The 19,122-nt window shown below is 42.7% G+C and carries 14 protein-coding genes and 1 pseudogene; 10 read left to right on the top strand and 5 right to left on the bottom strand.

Translation table 11 applies throughout. The annotated features are described in order from the left end of the window. Positions 1 to 95 precede the first annotated feature (95 nt). Genes HUX68_RS07880 through HUX68_RS07870 form a run of 3 tightly spaced genes read right to left on the bottom strand, consistent with a single transcriptional unit; the run spans position 96 to position 5,240 of the window. Positions 96 to 1,358, bottom strand: a complete 1,263-nt coding sequence (locus tag HUX68_RS07880) for an exo-beta-N-acetylmuramidase NamZ family protein (protein ID WP_174614311.1) — start codon at positions 1,356 to 1,358, stop codon at positions 96 to 98. A gap of 59 nt (positions 1,359 to 1,417) precedes the next feature. Further along, positions 1,418 to 3,511 (bottom strand): glycoside hydrolase family 3 protein, encoded by a 2,094-nt coding sequence (locus tag HUX68_RS07875; protein WP_174614310.1) that lies wholly within the window; start codon positions 3,509 to 3,511, stop codon positions 1,418 to 1,420. Positions 3,512 to 3,527: 16 nt separating this feature from the next. Continuing rightward, positions 3,528 to 5,240, bottom strand: a complete 1,713-nt coding sequence (locus HUX68_RS07870; protein WP_174614309.1) for a serine hydrolase domain-containing protein — start codon at positions 5,238 to 5,240, stop codon at positions 3,528 to 3,530. 197 nt (positions 5,241 to 5,437) lie between these two features. Between HUX68_RS07870 and HUX68_RS07865 the strand changes: the two genes are divergently transcribed. Further along, on the top strand, positions 5,438 to 6,385 hold the full coding sequence (locus HUX68_RS07865) for a DMT family transporter (RefSeq protein ID WP_174614308.1): 948 nt from the start codon (positions 5,438 to 5,440) through the stop codon (positions 6,383 to 6,385). A gap of 330 nt (positions 6,386 to 6,715) precedes the next feature. On the opposite strand, the pseudogene HUX68_RS07860 reads toward HUX68_RS07865, so the two are convergent. Further along, positions 6,716 to 8,044, bottom strand: a pseudogene (locus tag HUX68_RS07860) (short-chain fatty acid transporter). A gap of 545 nt (positions 8,045 to 8,589) precedes the next feature. Between HUX68_RS07860 and fabI the strand changes: the two are divergent. The 5 genes from fabI to HUX68_RS07835 all read left to right on the top strand — a co-directional run bounded on the left by fabI (position 8,590) and on the right by HUX68_RS07835 (position 13,446). Beyond that, positions 8,590 to 9,369 carry an enoyl-ACP reductase FabI gene (gene fabI / locus HUX68_RS07855; protein WP_174614307.1) on the top strand — a complete coding sequence of 260 codons (780 nt, stop codon included), beginning with the start codon at positions 8,590 to 8,592 and terminating at the stop codon, positions 9,367 to 9,369. A gap of 354 nt (positions 9,370 to 9,723) precedes the next feature. Continuing rightward, on the top strand, positions 9,724 to 9,819 hold the full coding sequence (locus HUX68_RS07850; protein ID WP_174614306.1) for a putative holin-like toxin: 96 nt from the start codon (positions 9,724 to 9,726) through the stop codon (positions 9,817 to 9,819). A 465-nt stretch (positions 9,820 to 10,284) separates the two neighbouring features. Beyond that, a complete protein-coding gene (locus HUX68_RS07845; RefSeq protein WP_174614305.1) occupies positions 10,285 to 10,776 on the top strand; it encodes a hypothetical protein in 492 nt (163 codons plus the stop codon). Between the two features lie 260 nt (positions 10,777 to 11,036). Next, entirely contained in the window at positions 11,037 to 12,233 is a 1,197-nt protein-coding gene (locus HUX68_RS07840; RefSeq protein WP_174614304.1) for a CynX/NimT family MFS transporter, read from the top strand. A gap of 22 nt (positions 12,234 to 12,255) precedes the next feature. Next, complete coding sequence (locus tag HUX68_RS07835; protein ID WP_174614303.1) at positions 12,256 to 13,446, top strand: MFS transporter; 1,191 nt, start codon at positions 12,256 to 12,258, stop codon at positions 13,444 to 13,446. Between the two features lie 194 nt (positions 13,447 to 13,640). Here the strand turns inward: HUX68_RS07835 and HUX68_RS07830 are convergent, their stop codons facing one another. Beyond that, a complete protein-coding gene (locus HUX68_RS07830) occupies positions 13,641 to 15,287 on the bottom strand; it encodes an SLC13 family permease (RefSeq protein WP_174614302.1) in 1,647 nt (548 codons plus the stop codon). A 151-nt stretch (positions 15,288 to 15,438) separates the two neighbouring features. Here HUX68_RS07830 and HUX68_RS07825 point away from each other — a divergent pair, with 151 nt between their 5' ends. The 4 genes from HUX68_RS07825 (at position 15,439) to adh (ending at position 19,116) form a co-directional block, all read left to right on the top strand. Continuing rightward, positions 15,439 to 15,936: a DUF1648 domain-containing protein gene (locus tag HUX68_RS07825; RefSeq protein ID WP_174614301.1), complete on the top strand. Its 498-nt coding sequence runs from the start codon at positions 15,439 to 15,441 to the stop codon at positions 15,934 to 15,936. Between the two features lie 270 nt (positions 15,937 to 16,206). Further along, positions 16,207 to 16,947 carry a Cof-type HAD-IIB family hydrolase gene (locus HUX68_RS07820; RefSeq protein ID WP_174614300.1) on the top strand — a complete coding sequence of 247 codons (741 nt, stop codon included), beginning with the start codon at positions 16,207 to 16,209 and terminating at the stop codon, positions 16,945 to 16,947. Between the two features lie 114 nt (positions 16,948 to 17,061). Beyond that, positions 17,062 to 17,244, top strand: a complete 183-nt coding sequence (locus HUX68_RS07815; protein WP_174614299.1) for a cold-shock protein — start codon at positions 17,062 to 17,064, stop codon at positions 17,242 to 17,244. Positions 17,245 to 17,595: 351 nt separating this feature from the next. Next, positions 17,596 to 19,116, top strand: coding sequence for an aldehyde dehydrogenase (gene adh / locus HUX68_RS07810; RefSeq protein ID WP_174614298.1), 1,521 nt, complete (start codon positions 17,596 to 17,598; stop codon positions 19,114 to 19,116). The last annotated feature ends 6 nt before the right edge of the window (positions 19,117 to 19,122 follow it).

Here is a 19,122-nt window from a genome sequence, read left to right as displayed (position 1 = left end):
ATGAAATACCATTTGAACACTGCGGAAGCAAAAAAATCGGGTGTCCCGGCAATGCCGGGGCACCCTTTAATATTTTGGGGGGTCAATAAAAACTCTTAATATAGTAAATACCCTTCTCGGATATTACTAAACTCATTTAAGTCATTTTGCCAGCGATTTTTCATATATTCCACTGATTTTCCTTGTTCAATCGCTTCTCTGATCCAGCCGTTACCGACCAGATAGTCAAAGAATGATATGCCTTGACTGTTTTCAGCCCGGAATTCAAAGTCTTCCGGATATAAATCATGAATCGTTTTTACTATATGCAAACCGGTTGTAACCGGATTGAACGATGGTTTGTGTTTGACATGGATTTGTATTCCATGACTTAGTGTTCCGCTGTGTTTTGAAAATTGCGGTGTAAACGATGCTGCCCGGAATTGGACGCCTGGCAGGTTCAAGTCATTTAATGTGTCAGCGAGTTCCTTGCTGTTTATAAATGGCGCACCAATCAATTCGAATGGCTTCGTTGTACCACGGCCTTCCGATACGTTTGTACCTTCAATAAGTGCTGCTCCCGGATATACCAAAGCAGTGTCAGTTGTTGGCATATTTGGTGAAGGCATCACAAATTCAAGCGGTGTTTCTTCATAGTACATGTTTCGCTTCCATCCTTGCATTTCCACGACTGTTAAATCTGCTCCAATACCATATTCATTATTGAATAGTTTTGCCAATTCACCGACAGTCATGCCGTGGCGGAGCGGTATCGGATATTTCCCGACAAATGAGGAGTAATCCGGATCAAGCACAGGCCCCTGTACTTTCGTTCCGCCTAATGGATTTGGACGGTCAAGCACGATGAACTGGATATCATTTTCGGCTGCCGCTTCCATGGCAAGTGCCATCGTGTAAATATACGTGTAAAATCTTGTTCCTACATCCTGAATGTCAAACAGGAGCACATCCACATTTTCAAGCATCTCTGGTGTTGGCTTCCGGGTTTCACCGTACAGGCTGTATACCGGAAGTCCAGTCGCTTCATCAATATAAAACTCGACATATTCACCAGCTTGCGCACTGCCCCGGACCCCATGTTCCGGGCCGTACAGTGTTGTCAGATTCACATTCGGATGATTGTGTAACACGTCAACTACACTGTTCAATTCTTTGTCAACACCAGTTGGATTTGTAATTAAGCCAACCCGTTTATCCTCAATTAAATGTAGTTTTTCGTCAAGTAACACTTCTACACCCAGTTTGAATTTTTTATGTTTTCCCTTATGTTTCCCATTGTCACCATTGTGTGCAAAAACAGCTGTAATCGACCCGAATATGAAAAGCAGAGCCAATACGGCAACAACATATTTTTTCATACATAAACAGCTCCTTTTAGGAAGTTATGATAATCTGAAAATCAGGTCTGCAAAATATGTTAATAAGAAAGTCCGTGACCAAATTCATATAACACATCTCCGTCATTATCCGGAATGGTTACTGGTAAAAGTCCGGTTGGATTGTTTTCGCCAAATATGGTATTGGCTGAAGCCTCAAAACTCGCATTCCTGAAACCGTATTGTGCCAGGTATCCATCTATTTCCGGATAAGCCATAATGTCGTACGGATTTCTGATGCCAACCCCAATTACTGGAGTTTCAAGTTCTTCTATCAGCTGATTTACCATCTGCATCTGCGGGCTGTCCGGTGATCGGCCGCTCACACTGTACGTATATGTTCCTGCTATAACCGCACTTGCGTTTTCGAGTTTGGCAAGCTGTTCGGCAGATAGTGACCCCGATGCTTCGATAAGCATGGTGTTATCATGATGTGCTTTAATTGAATTGTATAGTCTGTCGGCAAATGAGCTGCTGACAACAGCTATTTTGTCGTCTGCTGATGGATCAAGTGGAAGCACATTGTCATTTTTGACGAGTGTGATGGATTTTTTAGCTGCTTCAGCCTCAGTTTGTTGGTGCGCTTCTGATCCTACCACCTCTTGTGCGTTCGCTATGATTTCCTCGGGTGGAGGGGTGGATTCTGCTTTAATGATATTTCGTTCAATTTTTAACGTTAATATCCGTTTAACAGATGCTTCAATTCGATCAACGGAAATTTCACCGCTTTGAATGGCATGGTAAAGACCATCCGCTACTTCCTCAAGTCCGACCGGCATCAGAACAATGTCTGTTCCGGCTTTAACGGCACGGATAGCCGCATCAACAGAGCCAAAATGATCTGTAATTGCGCCCATATTCAGGGCGTCGGTTATGATGACACCATCAAAGCCCATTTGTTCCCGCATTAGTCCGGTTAAAACCTTGTGAGAAAGGGTTGCTGGAAGCAGTACTTCTTCACCCGTTTTCTTGGAAATGACTTTGGTATCATCAATTTTTGGAAATGTAACATGTGCTGTCATGATAGCATCGATATCTGCTTCCATTGCTTTTTGGAATGGGTAAAGTTCTACTTCCTTGAGCCGTTCCATACCATATGGAACCTCAGGCAGCCCAAGGTGAGAATCAACAGAAGTATCGCCGTGTCCCGGAAAATGTTTTGCAGTGGCTGCCACACCCGTACTCTGCAGTCCTTTAGTATAAGCAATCCCGAGTTCCGCCACCAGTTCCGGTGAACCACCGAATGAACGGACACCGATAACCGGGTTATCCGGGTTATTGTTCACATCAAGAACAGGTGCCAGGTTCATATTGATACCAAGCGCCTGCAATTCCTCGCCAATTGCTTTTCCGACATCATAGGAAAGTTCAGCAGAGCGTGTCGCCCCCAGCGCCATATTTCCTGGGAAATCGGTGCCAGACTGCAATCGTGTGACAATTCCACCTTCCTGGTCGATCGTCACCAGCATGCCATACTTTTCGGAAGCTTTCTGATACGCATGCACGAGTCGTGCAGTTTGTTCAGTTGTGACTACGTTCTCCCGGAACAGGATGACACCACCCAGATGGTATTCTTTTACAAGCTGCTTGATTTCCGGCAGCATTTCGGTAACATCTTCACCTTCCCATGTGCGGAAATCGGGCATCAGCATCTGTCCGAGTTTTTCTTTCAGTGTCATGCCTTCAATTGCTCTTCCAATGATGTTGTAGCGGTCGCCATCCTGTTTTATAACTTTTCCGGAAAAGGAAGCGGGTCCCTGTTTATCCGGTTTATAGTGAACGGCAATTCGATCGTTAAAGGTGCCATCTGTTACTTTAATGAATGAACGTCCCGGCTGCCCGGTGAATGTAACTACACCTTGATCATTTACTGTTGCAACATTTTGATTGGTGGAGTGCCAAGCCAGGTTGTTAGTGGTGGATTTAAAATGTCCACCTTCGTAAAGGTGCAATGCGGTCAAATCCACCTCGTTATTTGTTACGTCGACAGTCGCCTGTGGAACATTTTCCAGAAGAACTAGATCTGTCACCGTTTCATCAACTGCGTGAACTGTATCGGTTGAAATCGTGATCGGACTACAAACTAGAACGACGATGGCCGTGATGATAAAGGAAATTCTGAAAGGCATTTTCATTAATTTTCCTCCTCGTTTAATACGTTCGTTTTACCCAGTCCTCACTTGTGAATTCCAATGATTCTCCACTATCTAACCTATAGTTTGCCACATACCAGCCTCTGCCATTCGTGTTGGTATCGGTCTGGTAGCGGAATCGAATATAGTTTGTCCCTTCCGGAATGTGGACACTTTGTGTTTTCCAACCGCTGCTGAATCCAGTGAAATTGTCACTCGCTTTGGTCCAGTTTTTCCCGTCGGTTGAAATTTCAACATACCCAACATCATAACCGTTCTCGAGTCTGTACCACGTATCAAATGATAGGTTAGTGTCATGGTTCATATCCACTTCAGCGGTCAGCATTTTATCCATATTGTTTCCGTAACCAGCAAACCATGCCCCGTCATTGGAATCGATGGAAACAGGAATACTGTCTGCTACCTTACGAGCAAACTGCCGTCGTGCAGGGTTTGTCGATACGGTGTCCCTTGTCGGATGTACCCGGTTTGTTAACAAAATGGCGATAGTTTCATTGTTTTGATCGATGACAATAGATGTGCCGGTAAATCCGGTATGCCCAATTGTTGAAACGCCAGATAGGGCATCCATGTACCAGCCTTGTGCAATTTCCCAGCCAAGTCCGTGCTCATTACCCGGGAATTCGGGTATCTGATTTTGTACGAGCAGTTCCACTGTTTCCGGTTGAAGAATCCGTTCGCCTGCATAACGTCCGTCATTCAGAATCATCTGGCCCAGGATTGCCAGGTCTTTCGCTGTAGAAAAAACACCGGCATGCCCCGCAACACCACCTAGTGACCAGGCATTCTCATCATGTACCTCGCCCCACACAAGTCCCCGGTCTGTCCAAGGCTGATATTCGGTTGCCGCAATCTGATTTTTAAGTGTTTCCGGTGGGTTATACATCGTATTATTCATATCCAGCGGTTCTGTTATATATTCTTTTACAAATTCATCTAATCGCTTACCGGAAATCCGTTCAACCAGAGCACCTAACGTTATCATATTTAAATCACTGTAGGTATAGGTTGTGCCAGGTTCGTTTTCGAGCGGATACTGGAAAACATACTCCAAGCGGTCCTGCCTTGAGTCACCAATTGTATACAGCGGCACCCATGGTTTGAACCCGGATGTGTGTGTCATCAATTGCTGAATCGTGACATCTTCTTTACCGTTTTGTGCAAATTCAGGAATGTATTTTGCAACCGGGTCATCCAGTTCAAAATGTCCCTCTTCATACAATTGCATAGCGGCAATAGTCGTGAAAATTTTACTGAGCGAAGCAATATCAAAAATAGTGTTTTTGCTCATACGAATCGGGTTTTCCAGTGTGTTACCGTTATCATTCTTGTAAATAGCAGAATATCCATATCCTTCTTGCTGAACGATATGTCCGCGTCGGGCCACGAACGTAACAGCACCGGGCATGACATCATTTTCTATCATTCTATTCATAACAGTGTCAATTTCTATTAATGGTTCTGCAACCATACCAGCACCTCGAATCGATCCAGGATGTAATACAGGGGATGAAGGTCCGGGATTTCCCCACGAAAAATTGGGGTGAGCTTGTTCGTGTATAAGTTTATTTGCAGGTTTTTCCATTGCAGGTTTAGGAAGTTCATTTGCTTCGACGGAAATATTATTTACTGAGAATAGTGGTGTTAATACTAGAAGTGACAGTGTAATATACGACAATTTTTTCACTGTAATGCACCTCCTTTCAGCCATGTATGTAAAGGCTTATATCCAAAATAAGGGAATAAATGAAAAACGTCCATGCCCCGTTAGACGCATAAATATTGGGAAAGTTTGCAAAAATATGTAAAATGGTCTGGGTAAAAAGATGTAGCAACCTGTCGTATTTGCCAGTTTAATAGGAAATTATTATACTGGCACTATTATGTTTATAAAAGAGGTTTGTCGAAATGAAGGATTTTGTTTTGAAACATAAATGGATGGTATGGATGCTTATTCTGCTGATTACCATTATTTGGGGTTATGCATGGGTCTATATGAAAGCATCGCTTCAGTTTATGGGTCCCTTCACATTTTCTGCCTTTCGCTTTGGGACGGGCACCATCACATTACTGCTGTTTGTCCTGTTTCTGAAAGTTAGAAGGCCGCCAAGAGAAATGTGGAAACACCTGATTGTGGTCGGAATTTTGCAGACATCAATTGTATTTTTGCTTGTCATGTATGGAATGCAGTTTGTCAACGCTGGTAAATCATCGGTTTTACTTTATTCCATGCCGTTATGGAGTAGTATTTTTGCAGCAAAGATATTAGGTGAAAAAGTTACGCCAGGAAAAATGCTCGGGTTAATTTCGGGTATGCTCGGTCTGGTGACAATACTCGGATGGGATATATTTTTTGTTCAGGACCTGCAAATCATTTTCGGTGAATTGCTGATTGTGATTGCAGCAGTATCATGGGCGGGTGCCAATGTTTATTACCGTCTGAATCTGCAGGGTATGACACAGTTGCAGGTATCTGCGTATCAAATGTTGTTCGGAACGCTTGGTATCATTATTGCGACATTGTTTGCTGAGTGGGGGGAACCGGTTGTTTTGACAGGCGAAAGCATTTTCTACATATTATTTACGGGTGTCCTGGCCTCAGCGCTTTGCTTTACTGTTTGGTTTGTCATATTGAGTGTCATCGATATGGTCAGTGCAACGTTGTCAACATTGCTCGTTCCGGTATTCGGACTGTTTCTCGGCTGGTGGCTGCTGGATGAAAATTTGACCACCGGTGTAATTGCCGGATCTTTGCTCATCATCGTGGGAATTTCTGTAGCACAATTGTCGAAAGGAAAACAAACAACTGAAGGACCTGAAGCCGGCAATACTTATTCTGGAGATAGCAGCTCCTAAATGGGAGAGAACAGCATGTAATTCGGAAAGAACATCATAAGCGATTTGGACAAAACCCAATAAAATTTAAGGTTATCCCTGACAAAATAAGTGGCTGGGACAAAAAGTGATTTATCAAAAGAAAAAACGAATTAAATGGTGGGGTCAGCCGCTCCGGAAATATACTTCGCTTTCCGCGGGCGGCTGTTGAGCCTTCCTCTTGCTTACGCACTGCGGGGTCTCATCTAGGCCTGTCCTCCCGCAGGAGTCTACGTATATTTCCTCCGCTAGTCTCTAAAATTGTTCGCTTTTTTAATTACTTTTTTTGATTTGTCCCAACCTCTTTCATTGTTAGAAAAACAGTAGCCCGATTGCAATCGGAAAAAAGCTGTATATCAGAATCATTACACAAAAGCCCATAATGTCTCGTACTTTCAGACCTGCGATTGCAAGGAGAGGTAATGCCCAAAATGGCTGAATCATGTTTGTCCAGGCATCTCCCCAAGCAACTGCCATGGCTGTTTTTGCCGTGTCAGCACCAATCTCCAACGCGGCTGGAATCATAATTGGTCCCTGTACCGCCCATTGTCCGCCACCGGATGGAACGAAGAAGTTAACGAGCCCGGCACTGATAAACGTCCATAATGGAAGTGTAAACTCAGTGGAAATGCTGACAAACCACATCGACATTTCCTCGGAAAGTCCGGAAGCAACCATCATCCCCATAATTCCGGCATAGAACGGAAACTGAATGATAATTCCGCCCACATTTTTCACTGCATTTGTAACACTGTTGAGAAAACGCTGTGGTGTCCGATGAAAAATAATTCCTAGGAAAAGGAAGATAAAGTTGACGATGTTGATGTTCAAATCAAAGCCGTTTGTTGTAAAATGGTAAAGGATAAATCCAAGCCCCATGATGCCAATCAGTAACGAAATAATCTGGCTGTTTTCCAGGTGTTCAGCCGGTGTCATAGAACTTTTAACAGGAATTCCTTCATTGACACTTTCATCATCGGTTTTCCAAGTGGAAGCATCCGTATTGCTTAATGTGTCTCGTGATTTCATTAAAAATCGGTTCAGGAAAGGCAGTGTCACTAATAACACAACAACAATGAAAATATTAAAACTGCTAAAAAGTGTTTCCGTAACTGGGATCGTCCCCATCGTATCTTCCAGAAAATGACCCGGAGTTGCAATTAGTAATGGAATCGACCCGGAAAGCCCGCCATGTCATAATAGGAATCCGCTGTAGGCACTGGCCATGAGCAGACGATAGTCAACAGTTGGTACACGCCTTGCTACATGAATCGCCAGCAGTGCCCCGACTACAAGCCCGAATCCGTAGTTAATCAGACATGCAATTCCTGCGACGAATGTGACCAAAATAATTGCTTGCCCCGGTGTATTGGCAAGGGTACTAATTTTCGTAAGTATTTTTCGGACAACCGGTGTACTTGCCAGGATATAACCGGTCACAACGATGAGCGACATCTGCATGGCAAAGGCAAGCAAATCCCAGAAACCATCACCCCAGTACTGAACCATCTCAACCGGTGAACTGCCCATAATGGCAATTCCTAACACGAAAACGACCAATGTTAAAATTATGGCAAACAGAAACGCGTCAGGTAAGTAACGCTGCACCATCCGGTCAAAAAATCTGGTTAATGCTTTCAAGTTAATTCCCCCTTTTATATAGTGTATTATCCTATTCTTACAAAATATCGGAAAATTTATCAAATGGCAATGCCAGTGTAATGTGGTCGGGTGGACTAATTTAACAAATTGAAATCGCACATAAATGGAGCAAAACCGCACATATAAGGCGGTTCCAGACATATCCATTCAATTTCCTTATAATAATACTTTCTTAGGCAGATTTGCATTATCATTTTTAAAATTGCAGATCATTGTTATGCAGACACCTTTTGAGAAAATTAAAGAACCATCATATTTGACCGCAGATAAAGCGTGGTGTTTTCAGCCGATTTTTGTGTTGTTTTTTATTCAATATGAGTGGATGCGTGAATTAAATTGTCCCCACAGGCTGCATTCTTCATTGTAAAAAGGCTCAGTATAGAGAAGTCAACTCCTATAACTGAACCATTTTTCAATCCTAATAATGCAGATATTTAATAAACATCCTGGGTACGATTTAACACCAGGTCCTAAGTATGCTACATTATAATGAGAAACTTATTCAATAAATCGGAGGTACATATATGAACGCATTGTTGCAAAACAAAAATATTGTTGTTATGGGTGTGGCAAATAATCGCAGTATTGCCTGGGGAATAACGAAATCACTTCAAGATGCAGGAGCTAATCTAATTTTTACATATCGGCAGGAGCGATCTAAAAAGAAGCTGGAAAAACTGCTTGCCGACAATGAAATGGATGCCAAGTTAATTGTTTCTTGTGATGTTGAAAGTGATGAAAGCATTCAACATGCATTCCAGGAAATTGGTGAGAAAATCGGAACCATCCATGGCCTAGTTCATTCCGTTGCATTTGCCAATCGTGACGAACTGGTTGGTGAATATGCCGATACATCCCGTGATGGATATCTGATGGCCCAGAACATCAGTGCATATTCGCTTGTGGCAGTTACCCGCGCAGCGAAAAAGTTAATGAATGAAGGCGGGGGAATTGTCACTCAAACCTATCTCGGTGCTGAACGGGTTGTACCGAATTACAATGTGATGGGTGTTGCAAAAGCTGCGCTTGAAGCCAGTGTGCGATATCTGGCTGAAGATGTTGGCCAATATGGTATTCGCGTGAATGCTGTTTCAGCAGGACCAATCCGTACACTGTCAGCCAAAGGTGTTTCTGGTTTTAATGAAAAAATGTCAGTCATTGAAGAAAAGGCTCCGCTCCGTCGGCAAATTGACCAGGATCAGGTAGGAGATGCTACAGCATTTCTGCTGAGTGAAATGGCACGTGGCGTTACCGGTGAAGTGCTCCATGTTGATTCTGGTTTCCATATTATCGCAGGTTCGTAAAAAATGTGGGCATTCTGATCAGGATGCCCACATTTTTTCTTCCTGTAACCATCCAAGTTGTCAAAAAACCACACATATTCATTACGAATCGCAGAACAACGCTGCATATACTAAAGTATACAAGCACACGATGAAGCTCCTTCTATCTACACTATCGAATATTACTGCCATCAAGTGGCATATTCAGCAAAAAATACTGTGAAATACTTCTACTGACACTACAAAAATATGCAGTTCTATAACTAAACCAAACATTTGTTCGTATTTTTATTGAAAATTGTGCTATACTATGTAGTAGATAATGTTCTTTCAGGGATTGGTCAGCTAACCCGATTTACAAGGGGGGTGGGGCTATTGAGTTTTTTCGAAGCTATTATGATGCTTCTGGCGTTTGGTACGCTGCTGATTGCCTTGCTGAGGCTTATTGTTGAAATGAACAATAAAAAATAGACCTCCCTATTAACCCTCGAAGTTGAAGGGAGAGGCCTATTCTGTGATAGCTTATCCCCTGGGGGAACCGCTTATCTGAAGACCACAGTTGCAGCTGTGGTCTTTTATTATATGCTTAATTGTACCTATAGTATACCATAATCTGCAGTAATGGAAAGAATAAAACGGTTTAAAAGCACATTTTCTTGTATTAAACAACTTTAGATTGCATGAAATTAGGAATAATTTCCTATAAATGTCACAAAAAATTCACAATTTACTGTTAGGAGACCTAGAATGAGTTGCAGGTACAGTTCTTGAGCTAAAAATAGACAAATCATTACATAGTTCGACATATTTTTGCAGGTTTAGGCACGTTGCAGCAGTGTTTTCGACATAAGGGCTATATTTTTCCAATATTTTACATAGTGTATAATAAAAGAGAAGTTGCTATTTTAAAAATACGCATAGAAAGCAGGGGGGAGCTTGGGGAAGAATAGGATACGTGACAATTCCTTCATGGATATTGTCAATCAGTTTGCAAGTCGTATTGAATGGATGCTTCATGATGTTCAGGAGAATGATGATCACGGTGAACTGATTCAGGAAAGTTTGTTTACATTGTGGAAAGCATATCGTTCTTATGGAGGGGCACCAGCGGGATTTGACAGGTATGCATTATTAGAAATCAGGCAGGTGCTGAATAAGGTTCTGAATGGGGAGGCAGGCACCAAAAGAACTGGATTCGAAATATATTTGCATAGCGAAAACTGCGGTTCAACTCAATATGAGGCGGACACAATGAACCAAATTTTGAGTAAGATGACGGTCAACCAGTGGAAATGGCTTCATGGTAATGTTTTGTGGGAGCGAGCAAAAATGAAACCTGATATGAAACTTCCAATGGATTTTGACGTAAAACTGGAAGGTATAATTGAGGAGGAAGATGACTTTCCGGATGAACAGTTAGAGGAATGAGTTTATTGTTCGTAAGGGGCGGCAGGTATTCTGTCGCTTTTTTTTTGATTGTGAAAATTATGTTACGGCTAACCGCATGGATGGTTATAATCAATCTTCGGACGGTTTATTTCCTGCATGGACGACAATGATTTGAGTGTTTCAGGATGACATTTTTGTGCTTGTGATTTTCTTCTCAAAAGAATGAATCGTATTAATTAAATATCGACATGAACTTATGCTATATTAGATTGAGTTACCTTCGAGAGGATAAATGTTTCATGTCAAATCAGAATCGAACGAAATCATACTATGCATTGTTTGTTATTGGAATCATTCTCGTTGCATTCAATTTGAGGCCGGCCATTACATCGGTCGGTCCGCTAATCGGAATCATTCGTGATGATATCGGCTTATCCAACTGGAGTGCGGGTATTCTTACGAGCCTTCCATTAATTGCATTTGCTGTGATGTCACCAGTGGCTCCTAAAATCAGTAACCGGTATTCGAACGAGCGCACGTTGTTATTCGGTCTTCTGCTATTATTCATTGGTATTTCCATTCGCTCGATATCACTGGTGATTCTGCTGTTTTTGGGCACCCTGTTTGTCGGATTGGGCATTGCGATCTTAAATGTCCTGCTGCCTGGTGTCATCAAGGAAAAATTTCCGGCAAAAGTTGCGTTAATGACAAGTGTTTACTCCACCGCCATGGGCATTTTTGCGGCCACAGCATCCGGATTAAGTATCCCGTTTGCCCGCGGAATGGAGTGGGGCTGGCAATTGGCGTTATTTATTTGGACGGTCCCCGCAGTGATTGCGATTGGGTTATGGATTTATTTGTCCATATCAACCGGAAAGCAGCGCGACCTGGAAATGAAATATGTTCCTGTCAGTGATAATCAAATGTGGAAATCCCCGCTTGCATGGCAGGTCGCATGTTTTATGGGGCTTCAATCGTTTTTGTTTTACGTAACCATTTCATGGCTTCCGGAAATTTTGTATGCTTATGGTGTCAGTATGGCAACAGCTGGTTGGATGCTGTCATTTACACAGTTTATCGGTCTTCCGGCCAGTTTTCTGGTTCCGGTAATAGCGGGTAAATTCAAGTCGCAGCGAGGTATTGTGCTGACCTTGGCTGTTTTTGGGATTTTCGGATATGGTGGACTGCTGCTCGGTGAGTCTACTACCGTAATGGTAATCAGCACCATTTTAATTGGGATCACTCTCAGTGGAAGCTTTGCCCTTGCACTTGCTTTCCTCGGAATGAGGGCACGTACCGCCCGGAATGCCGCGGAATTATCCGGGATGGCGCAGTCGCTCGGTTATTGTCTGGCTGCAGTAGGCCCGATGTTGATTGGGTTGTTATATGATATAACATTCTCCTGGAACCTCCCGCTGATAATGCTGATGTGTGTAACAGTTCTGGTAATGCTGTTTGGCATGGGTGCGGGTCGTGACAAATATGTGCTTGACTAAATCAGTAATGGGTGTGAGTTAAATGCAGAACAGATCATACACGATGCATGATTTATATTTTTGGCGGATTACACTCAGTCTGGCTTTAGCATCGTTTTTTGTGTTTGCCAGTATGTATGCAGTTCAGCCACTTTTGCCGGTATTTGTAAAAGAATTCGGTGTGACTGTATCGGGGTCCAGTCTGGCGCTCTCACTTACGATTATCGGGTTGATTATTGGTTTGATTGTACTTGGCTTTTTGTCGGATCGTAATGGACGGACGATGTTTATCAAACTTTCACTGGTAGGATCAGTTATTCCATTTTTCCTTATACCATTATCGGATACTTTCTTCCTGCTACTGGTATTAAGGTTTGTACAAGGATTTGCACTGGCTGGGCTTCCTGCAGCTTCACTTGCTTATTTGAGTGAGGAAATCGATCGGCGGAGTGTTCAAGTGGCAACTGCGCTTTATATTTCCAGCAATGCGCTTGGTGGTATGGCGGGCCGGGTGCTGACCGGTTATTTAACCGATCATTATTCATGGGAAATGTCTTTTTATGTGTTGGCTGTAATGGGTGCGGTTATTCTTGCGGCAGTACTTTTTATGTTGCCGCGCTCCCGGTTTTTTGAACCAAGTGAATTAACATTTTCAAATGATATTAAGGCATTTTTGTTTCATTTGAAAAATCCGGTGCTTTTATTGATCTTTGGCCTTGGCGTTATACTTCAGTTTTCCTTTACCGGGATGTGGACGTATTTGCCCTTCTATTTGGAAGGACCGCCTTTTTCACTCTCCCTGAAGACGATATCATACATGTTTTTTGCATATGGACTTGGTGTTATTGGATCACCTGCTGCCGGATGGCTTGCGTCCAGAATCGGCTTGCGAAAGGTCCGGCTCGCCGGCATTATTGTTTTATCATGCGGGATCTTAATGACGTTGAGCGGAGTGCTGTGGCTGTTAATCACCGGTCTGTGTGTAGCGTGTCTTGGCTTTTTTACTGCACATTCGCTGACAGCAGCATCTGTCAGTGATCAGGTCTCCCATCATAAAGGAAGTGCCTCAAGCTTGTATCTTGTTTCGTATTATGTGGGCGTTTCATTGGGAAGTACCGCAATGGGACCGGCCTGGAGTCTCTTCGGCTGGACCGGACTCGTATTATTGGCAGCAATCCTTCCAGTTATTTTTATAATCTTAGTGCAAAAACAAAGGAAAGTCTCTAATTCATGAGCCCATTAGGGGAAACATCAACCGTATGAGGGAAACATCAACCGCACAGGGAAAACATCAACCGTACGAGGGAAACATCGACCGCACAGGGAAAACATCAACCGTACGAGGAAAACATCAACCGCACGTGGTGAACAAATCAATAGTAACAACAAAACCCGAACACTTCATAAGTGCTCGGGTTTGTCTTCTCACTATTTTTTCAGCATTTCCGGTACTTCGGTAAGGTCAATTCCCCATACAATAGGTATAAGGAGGTACACGGCAGCAGTGACTAATACAATACCGAGTATATTCAATGCAAAACCTGCTTTGGCCATATCCGGTATCCGCAAGTAGCCTGAACCGAAAACCACTGCATTTGGCGGGGTGGCAACCGGCAGCATGAATGCACATGATGCTGCAACCCCGGCGGCAATTATGAGAGCAAACGGGTGAACACCAAGTGCCACGGAAAGCGATGCCATAATTGGATACATCATCGAGGCCGTTGCTGTGTTCGATGTTATTTCAGTCAGGAAGATAACCAGTGCTGTTACGGCGAGCAGAATAATTATGATATTGATGCCTTCCAGTACACTTAGCTGCTTACCAAGCCACTCGGAAAGCCCGGAATCCTGAAAACCTGCCGCAATTGCCAAGCCACCGCCAAACAGTAACAGAATACCCCATGGCAGTTTGACTGCTGTATCCCAATCCAGCAAACGATCTCCCTGCTTATTTTTAGCAGGAATAGCAAACAGAATAACTGCAGCTGTCATTGCAATAACCGCATCATTAATATTTTCATTAATTTCAGCCAATATGAATGAGCGGCTTATCCAGGACAGTGCCGCCGCAATGAAAATGACGAAAACAGCTTTTTCTTCAAACGAAGGATTACCAAGTTTTTTCTTTTCGGATTGGATAACTTCCCGTCCACCAGGCAGTTGTTTCAATTTCATCGGGTAAGCAACTTTCACAAGGTAAAACCAGGTAATGAAAATAAATACCCAGGCAAACGGTACCCCAAACAGCATCCACTTGGCAAAAGATAATTCGATACCGTAGAGGTTGCTGATGGCCCCCGCTAGTATAGTGTTTGGTGGTGTTCCAATCAGCGTACCAATACCTCCGAGTGATGCAGAATAAGCAATGCTGAGCATCAATGCTTTGCCGAATCCGAAATTTTCTCTCGATGTATCAATCGAATCATCATCTTTCAGTGCTTCGGAAACCTGATAAATTATTGCCAAACCAATCGGTACCATCATCATGGCTGTTGCGGTATTGGAAATCCACATCGATAAAAAGCCGGTTGCGACCATAAAACCAAGAATGATTCGTTCAGTATTTGTACCGATAATCGAAATAATAGTCAGTGCTATCCGCTTGTGCAGATTCCATTTTTCCATGGCGAGTGCAATCATGAACCCACCCATAAATAAAAAGATCGTATCATCGCCATAGGATGATGTAGTTGCGCCGATATCTAAGCCGCCTGTAAGCGGAAACAGAATAATCGGCAGAAGTGACGTAACGGGTATCGGCAATGCTTCCGTTATCCACCAGACTGCAATCCAGATTGTACTGGCCAAAATCGCCTGAGCGGGATCGCTGAGTCCTTCAGGCTGGAAAAATAATAACGTAAGTATGAAAAGTGCCGGGCCTAAGATGAGTCCAATCAGCTGTGCAGGTTTGTATGAACGGTTATTACCCCCGCCGTTATTATCGGCAGATCCGCCTGATTCTTTATTCCCTGCCGAACCAATTTGTGAATCGTTTGGCTTAACAAAAAAACGGATCAAATCTTTCGCCTGGTCATGTTTGTCCCATAACCAGCTCCATGTAGCAGTTATCATTTTACATACCTCCTTATTTTATTTTTGTTTAAAAATATTGACGAAAAATGAATACTGCATGCGCTTTGTTATTATAGCATGATATTGTATGCTATCATTTTAGTATCTAAAATTCCAGTTGAATACCAAATGGTAAATGGGGGAGAAATAGATGAATCTGAGCAATCCTAAGGTAAAAGTCCCTGCGACCAAGTGGGAGCTGTTGTTTCATTTTTTGTCCTTAGTGGTTATGTTATCAACGATTGTATATGCGATTTATCAGTATGAGAGTTTGCCGGATAGGATTCCAACATACTTTAATGCTCAGGGGGAAGCAGATGGATGGGGCAGTAAATCATCCATTTTTATTTTACCGGTCATAACGGCATTGACATTTATCCTGCTTTATTTTTTAACAAAAGCTCCGCATATTTTTAATCTGCCTGTTACCATAACTGAAGATAATGCGCCGCGAATCTATTCGCTGGCAAGAACAATGATGGCTGTTTTTAATTTTGAAATTGTGTTGATTCTCTCTTATGCAACCTGGTCCACCATCCAGGCAACACGCGGAGAATCGACATTAGGTGTAGGTTTTATATTGTTTACCATTTTCGTTCCGCTAATCACAATGATTTTATTTATTATTAAAATGAACAGATCGGGCTAGTGCCGCACAGCATATATTTAAATGAGTGCAATGAAGATAAAAGACGGGATGATAAGGATATCCTGATTGTCTGAATGTAATCGGAACGATCATACAGCGCGCTCATTCGGAATATTGACATACCACTTGAATGATACCGTACATAATGATTTCCTTATCGTTATCAGCCAGTCTCTGGTAGAATGGTAACGATAAAAGTAATGTTGATGCTGATTCATTTCTGATAACATGCCGTTATATATAGGAATAGAGAAGACGAGGAGAGTATAAATGGATAAAATAAAACTAATTGCACTTGATATGGATGGTACCTTATTAAACAGCAATGATGAAATTTCAGATTATACACAAAAAGTAATAAAAAATGCGCTCGAAGCAAATATCCATGTCGTGCTGAGTACAGGGCGCTGGCTGCAATCATGCCTGCCATATGCAAAACAACTTGAATTGCCTTCATATTTAATTACTGCAAATGGCGGCGAAATCTGGACGGTAAATGAGGACTTGCTTGAGCAGCATTTGCTTGATCCAAAAATGGTGCAGCTTATGTTTGAGCTTGGAGAGCAGACGGACGTTAACAGCTGGATGATTTCAACTGATCGGGTTTGGCGGGGAGAAGCCCCTGAAAATTTTTATGACCATGAATGGCTGAAATATGGCTGTGACTCACTCGATACAACGAAACTTGACCATATTGTAAAAGAACTTTCCCATTATGATGAATTGGAATTAACCAACTCATTGCCGACCAATATTGAGGTGAATCCTAAAGGCGTCAATAAAGCAAGCGCGTTGAGAAAAGTTTGTGAAAAACTCGATGTTACGATGAATAATGTGCTGGCAATTGGTGACAGTTTGAATGATATTAAAATGGTTCAGCAGGCCGGCATGGGTGTCGCGATGGGAAACGCCCAGGAAGCAATCCAGAAAGTGGCTGATTTTGTGACTGATGCCAATGACCGGGACGGAGTTGCCAAAGCAATTAAAAAGTTTGTCTTGGACCAGGACTGATTCATGTATAAAATTATCTTTCTTTGTCTAAAATGAACGGATAAGTGGTGTTTCCTTTCTTTGTAATCAAGAAAAGAGTATAATGGATACAGTACCATGAAAGGGGTTGCTGTTATGTCATTTTCCCGCGGGCCAAAAGAGCCGGTGAAGGAAGTTGAAACCAATGTATGGTCTTGTACTAGTGGAGACTGTTCAGGTTGGATGCGAGAGTCATACAGTTTTGAGGAAGAACCAGTATGCCCGCTCTGTAAATCTTCAATGAAACAGGAAGTGCGCGTACTTCCCGAATTGAAGTAGTTAATGGTATAGCAGGAAGTTGGATTAAGAAAAGTAATTTATTTTTATATTATAATGTGAAGATGTCTGATTGGCATCTTTTTATAATTCTATGGTATTGGCGCTGGCAAACGGCGTCTTTTCCTATATGATAAATTCCAGCTTCCAGTAAAAGCAGTTCTCCGGGAACAGAGAACTGCTTTTTGTATGACGAAATTCACCAGTTGCCTGCAACTTTTCTAAGTTCCATTCCAATCAAATTGTTATCATAATATTACATAAACTGCTATAATTTAAATTAGATTATCAAACTAGATTTTTCATCAGATTATTTGTAAGCGATTACAGAGTAAATAGAGGAGGAATGGTTGGATGAGGTATGAAAATCCTAATACGGATGGGGCGAAAGTGTCGTTTCAGGAAAGGTATGACAATTTTATCGGCGGGGGAAATCGTCCTCCGGCAAACGGGAAGTACTTTGAAAACGTCAGCCCGGTAACAGGTAAAGTATTTTGTGAATTGGCCAGGTCAACAAAGGAAGATGTTGAAGCGGCTGTTGAAGCAGCGCATGCAGCTAAAGATGCTTGGGGGAAAACTTCCGTAGCGGAGCGGGCCAATATATTAAATAAAATTGCCGACCGGATGGAAGCGAATCTGGAAACACTTGCCGTTGCCGAAACGTGGGATAATGGAAAAGCGGTCCGGGAATGTTTGAATGCGGATATACCACTTGCAATCGATCATTTCCGCTATTTCGCGGGGGCAATCCGTGCACAGGAAGGCGGCATCAGCCAGATTGATAATGACACTGTTGCGTATCATTTCCATGAGCCGCTTGGGGTTGTCGGACAAATTATTCCATGGAACTTTCCGATATTGATGGCAACATGGAAACTTGCACCAGCTCTTGCAACCGGAAACTGTGTTGTGCTGAAACCGGCGGAACAGACACCGGTATCGATTCATGTTTTGCTTGATTTGATTAAGGATTTATTGCCAAAAGGTGTTTTGAACATTGTTAACGGCTTTGGTGTGGAAGCCGGGAAACCGCTGGCATCGAACAGTGGTATTTCCAAAATTGCCTTTACAGGTGAAACAACGACAGGCCGGCTAATTATGCAATATGCATCCGAGAACATCATTCCGGTAACATTGGAGCTGGGTGGTAAGTCGCCGAACATTTTCTTTTCAGATGTCATGGACAAGGATGATGGATTTCTGGATAAAACAATCGAAGGTCTCGTTATGTTTGCTCTGAATCAAGGAGAAGTATGTACGTGTCCTTCCAGGGCTCTCGTTCATGAATCAATATATGATGAATTCATGGAGCGGGCAATTGAGCGGGTAAATCAAATCAAAATCGGTCATCCGCTTGATACCGATACAATGATGGGTGCACAGGCGTCTATAGAACAGATGGAAAAAATCAAATCATATCTGGATATCGGAAAGCAAGAAGGTGCAGAAGTGCTTGTCGGCGGGAACGTGAACAAGCTTGACGGTGAGATGGCTGAAGGCTACTATATCGAGCCAACCATTTTTAAAGGTGACAATAAAATGCGTGTTTTCCAGGAAGAAATTTTCGGGCCGGTATTGTCGGTCACTACTTTTAAAGATGATGAAGAGGCTATGGAAATCGCCAATGATACGTTATATGGACTGGGTGCAGGCGTGTGGACCCGGAACATTAATACCGCATATCGTTTCGGACGCGGTATTGAGGCGGGACGTGTATGGACAAACTGTTACCATCAATATCCTGCACATGCTGCATTCGGCGGCTACAAAAAATCTGGAATCGGCCGCGAAAATCATCTGATGATGCTTGATCACTACCAGCAGACGAAAAACTTGCTGATCAGTTACAGTGAAGGTGCAGCAGGATTCTTTTAAGATTGG

This window comes from Virgibacillus ihumii (genome assembly GCF_902726655.1).
In the GTDB taxonomy this organism is placed as follows: Bacteria; Bacillota; Bacilli; order Bacillales; family Amphibacillaceae; genus Lentibacillus; species Lentibacillus ihumii.
Note: the sequence above shows the minus strand (reverse complement) of the source record. Positions and strands in the feature narration are given on the sequence as shown.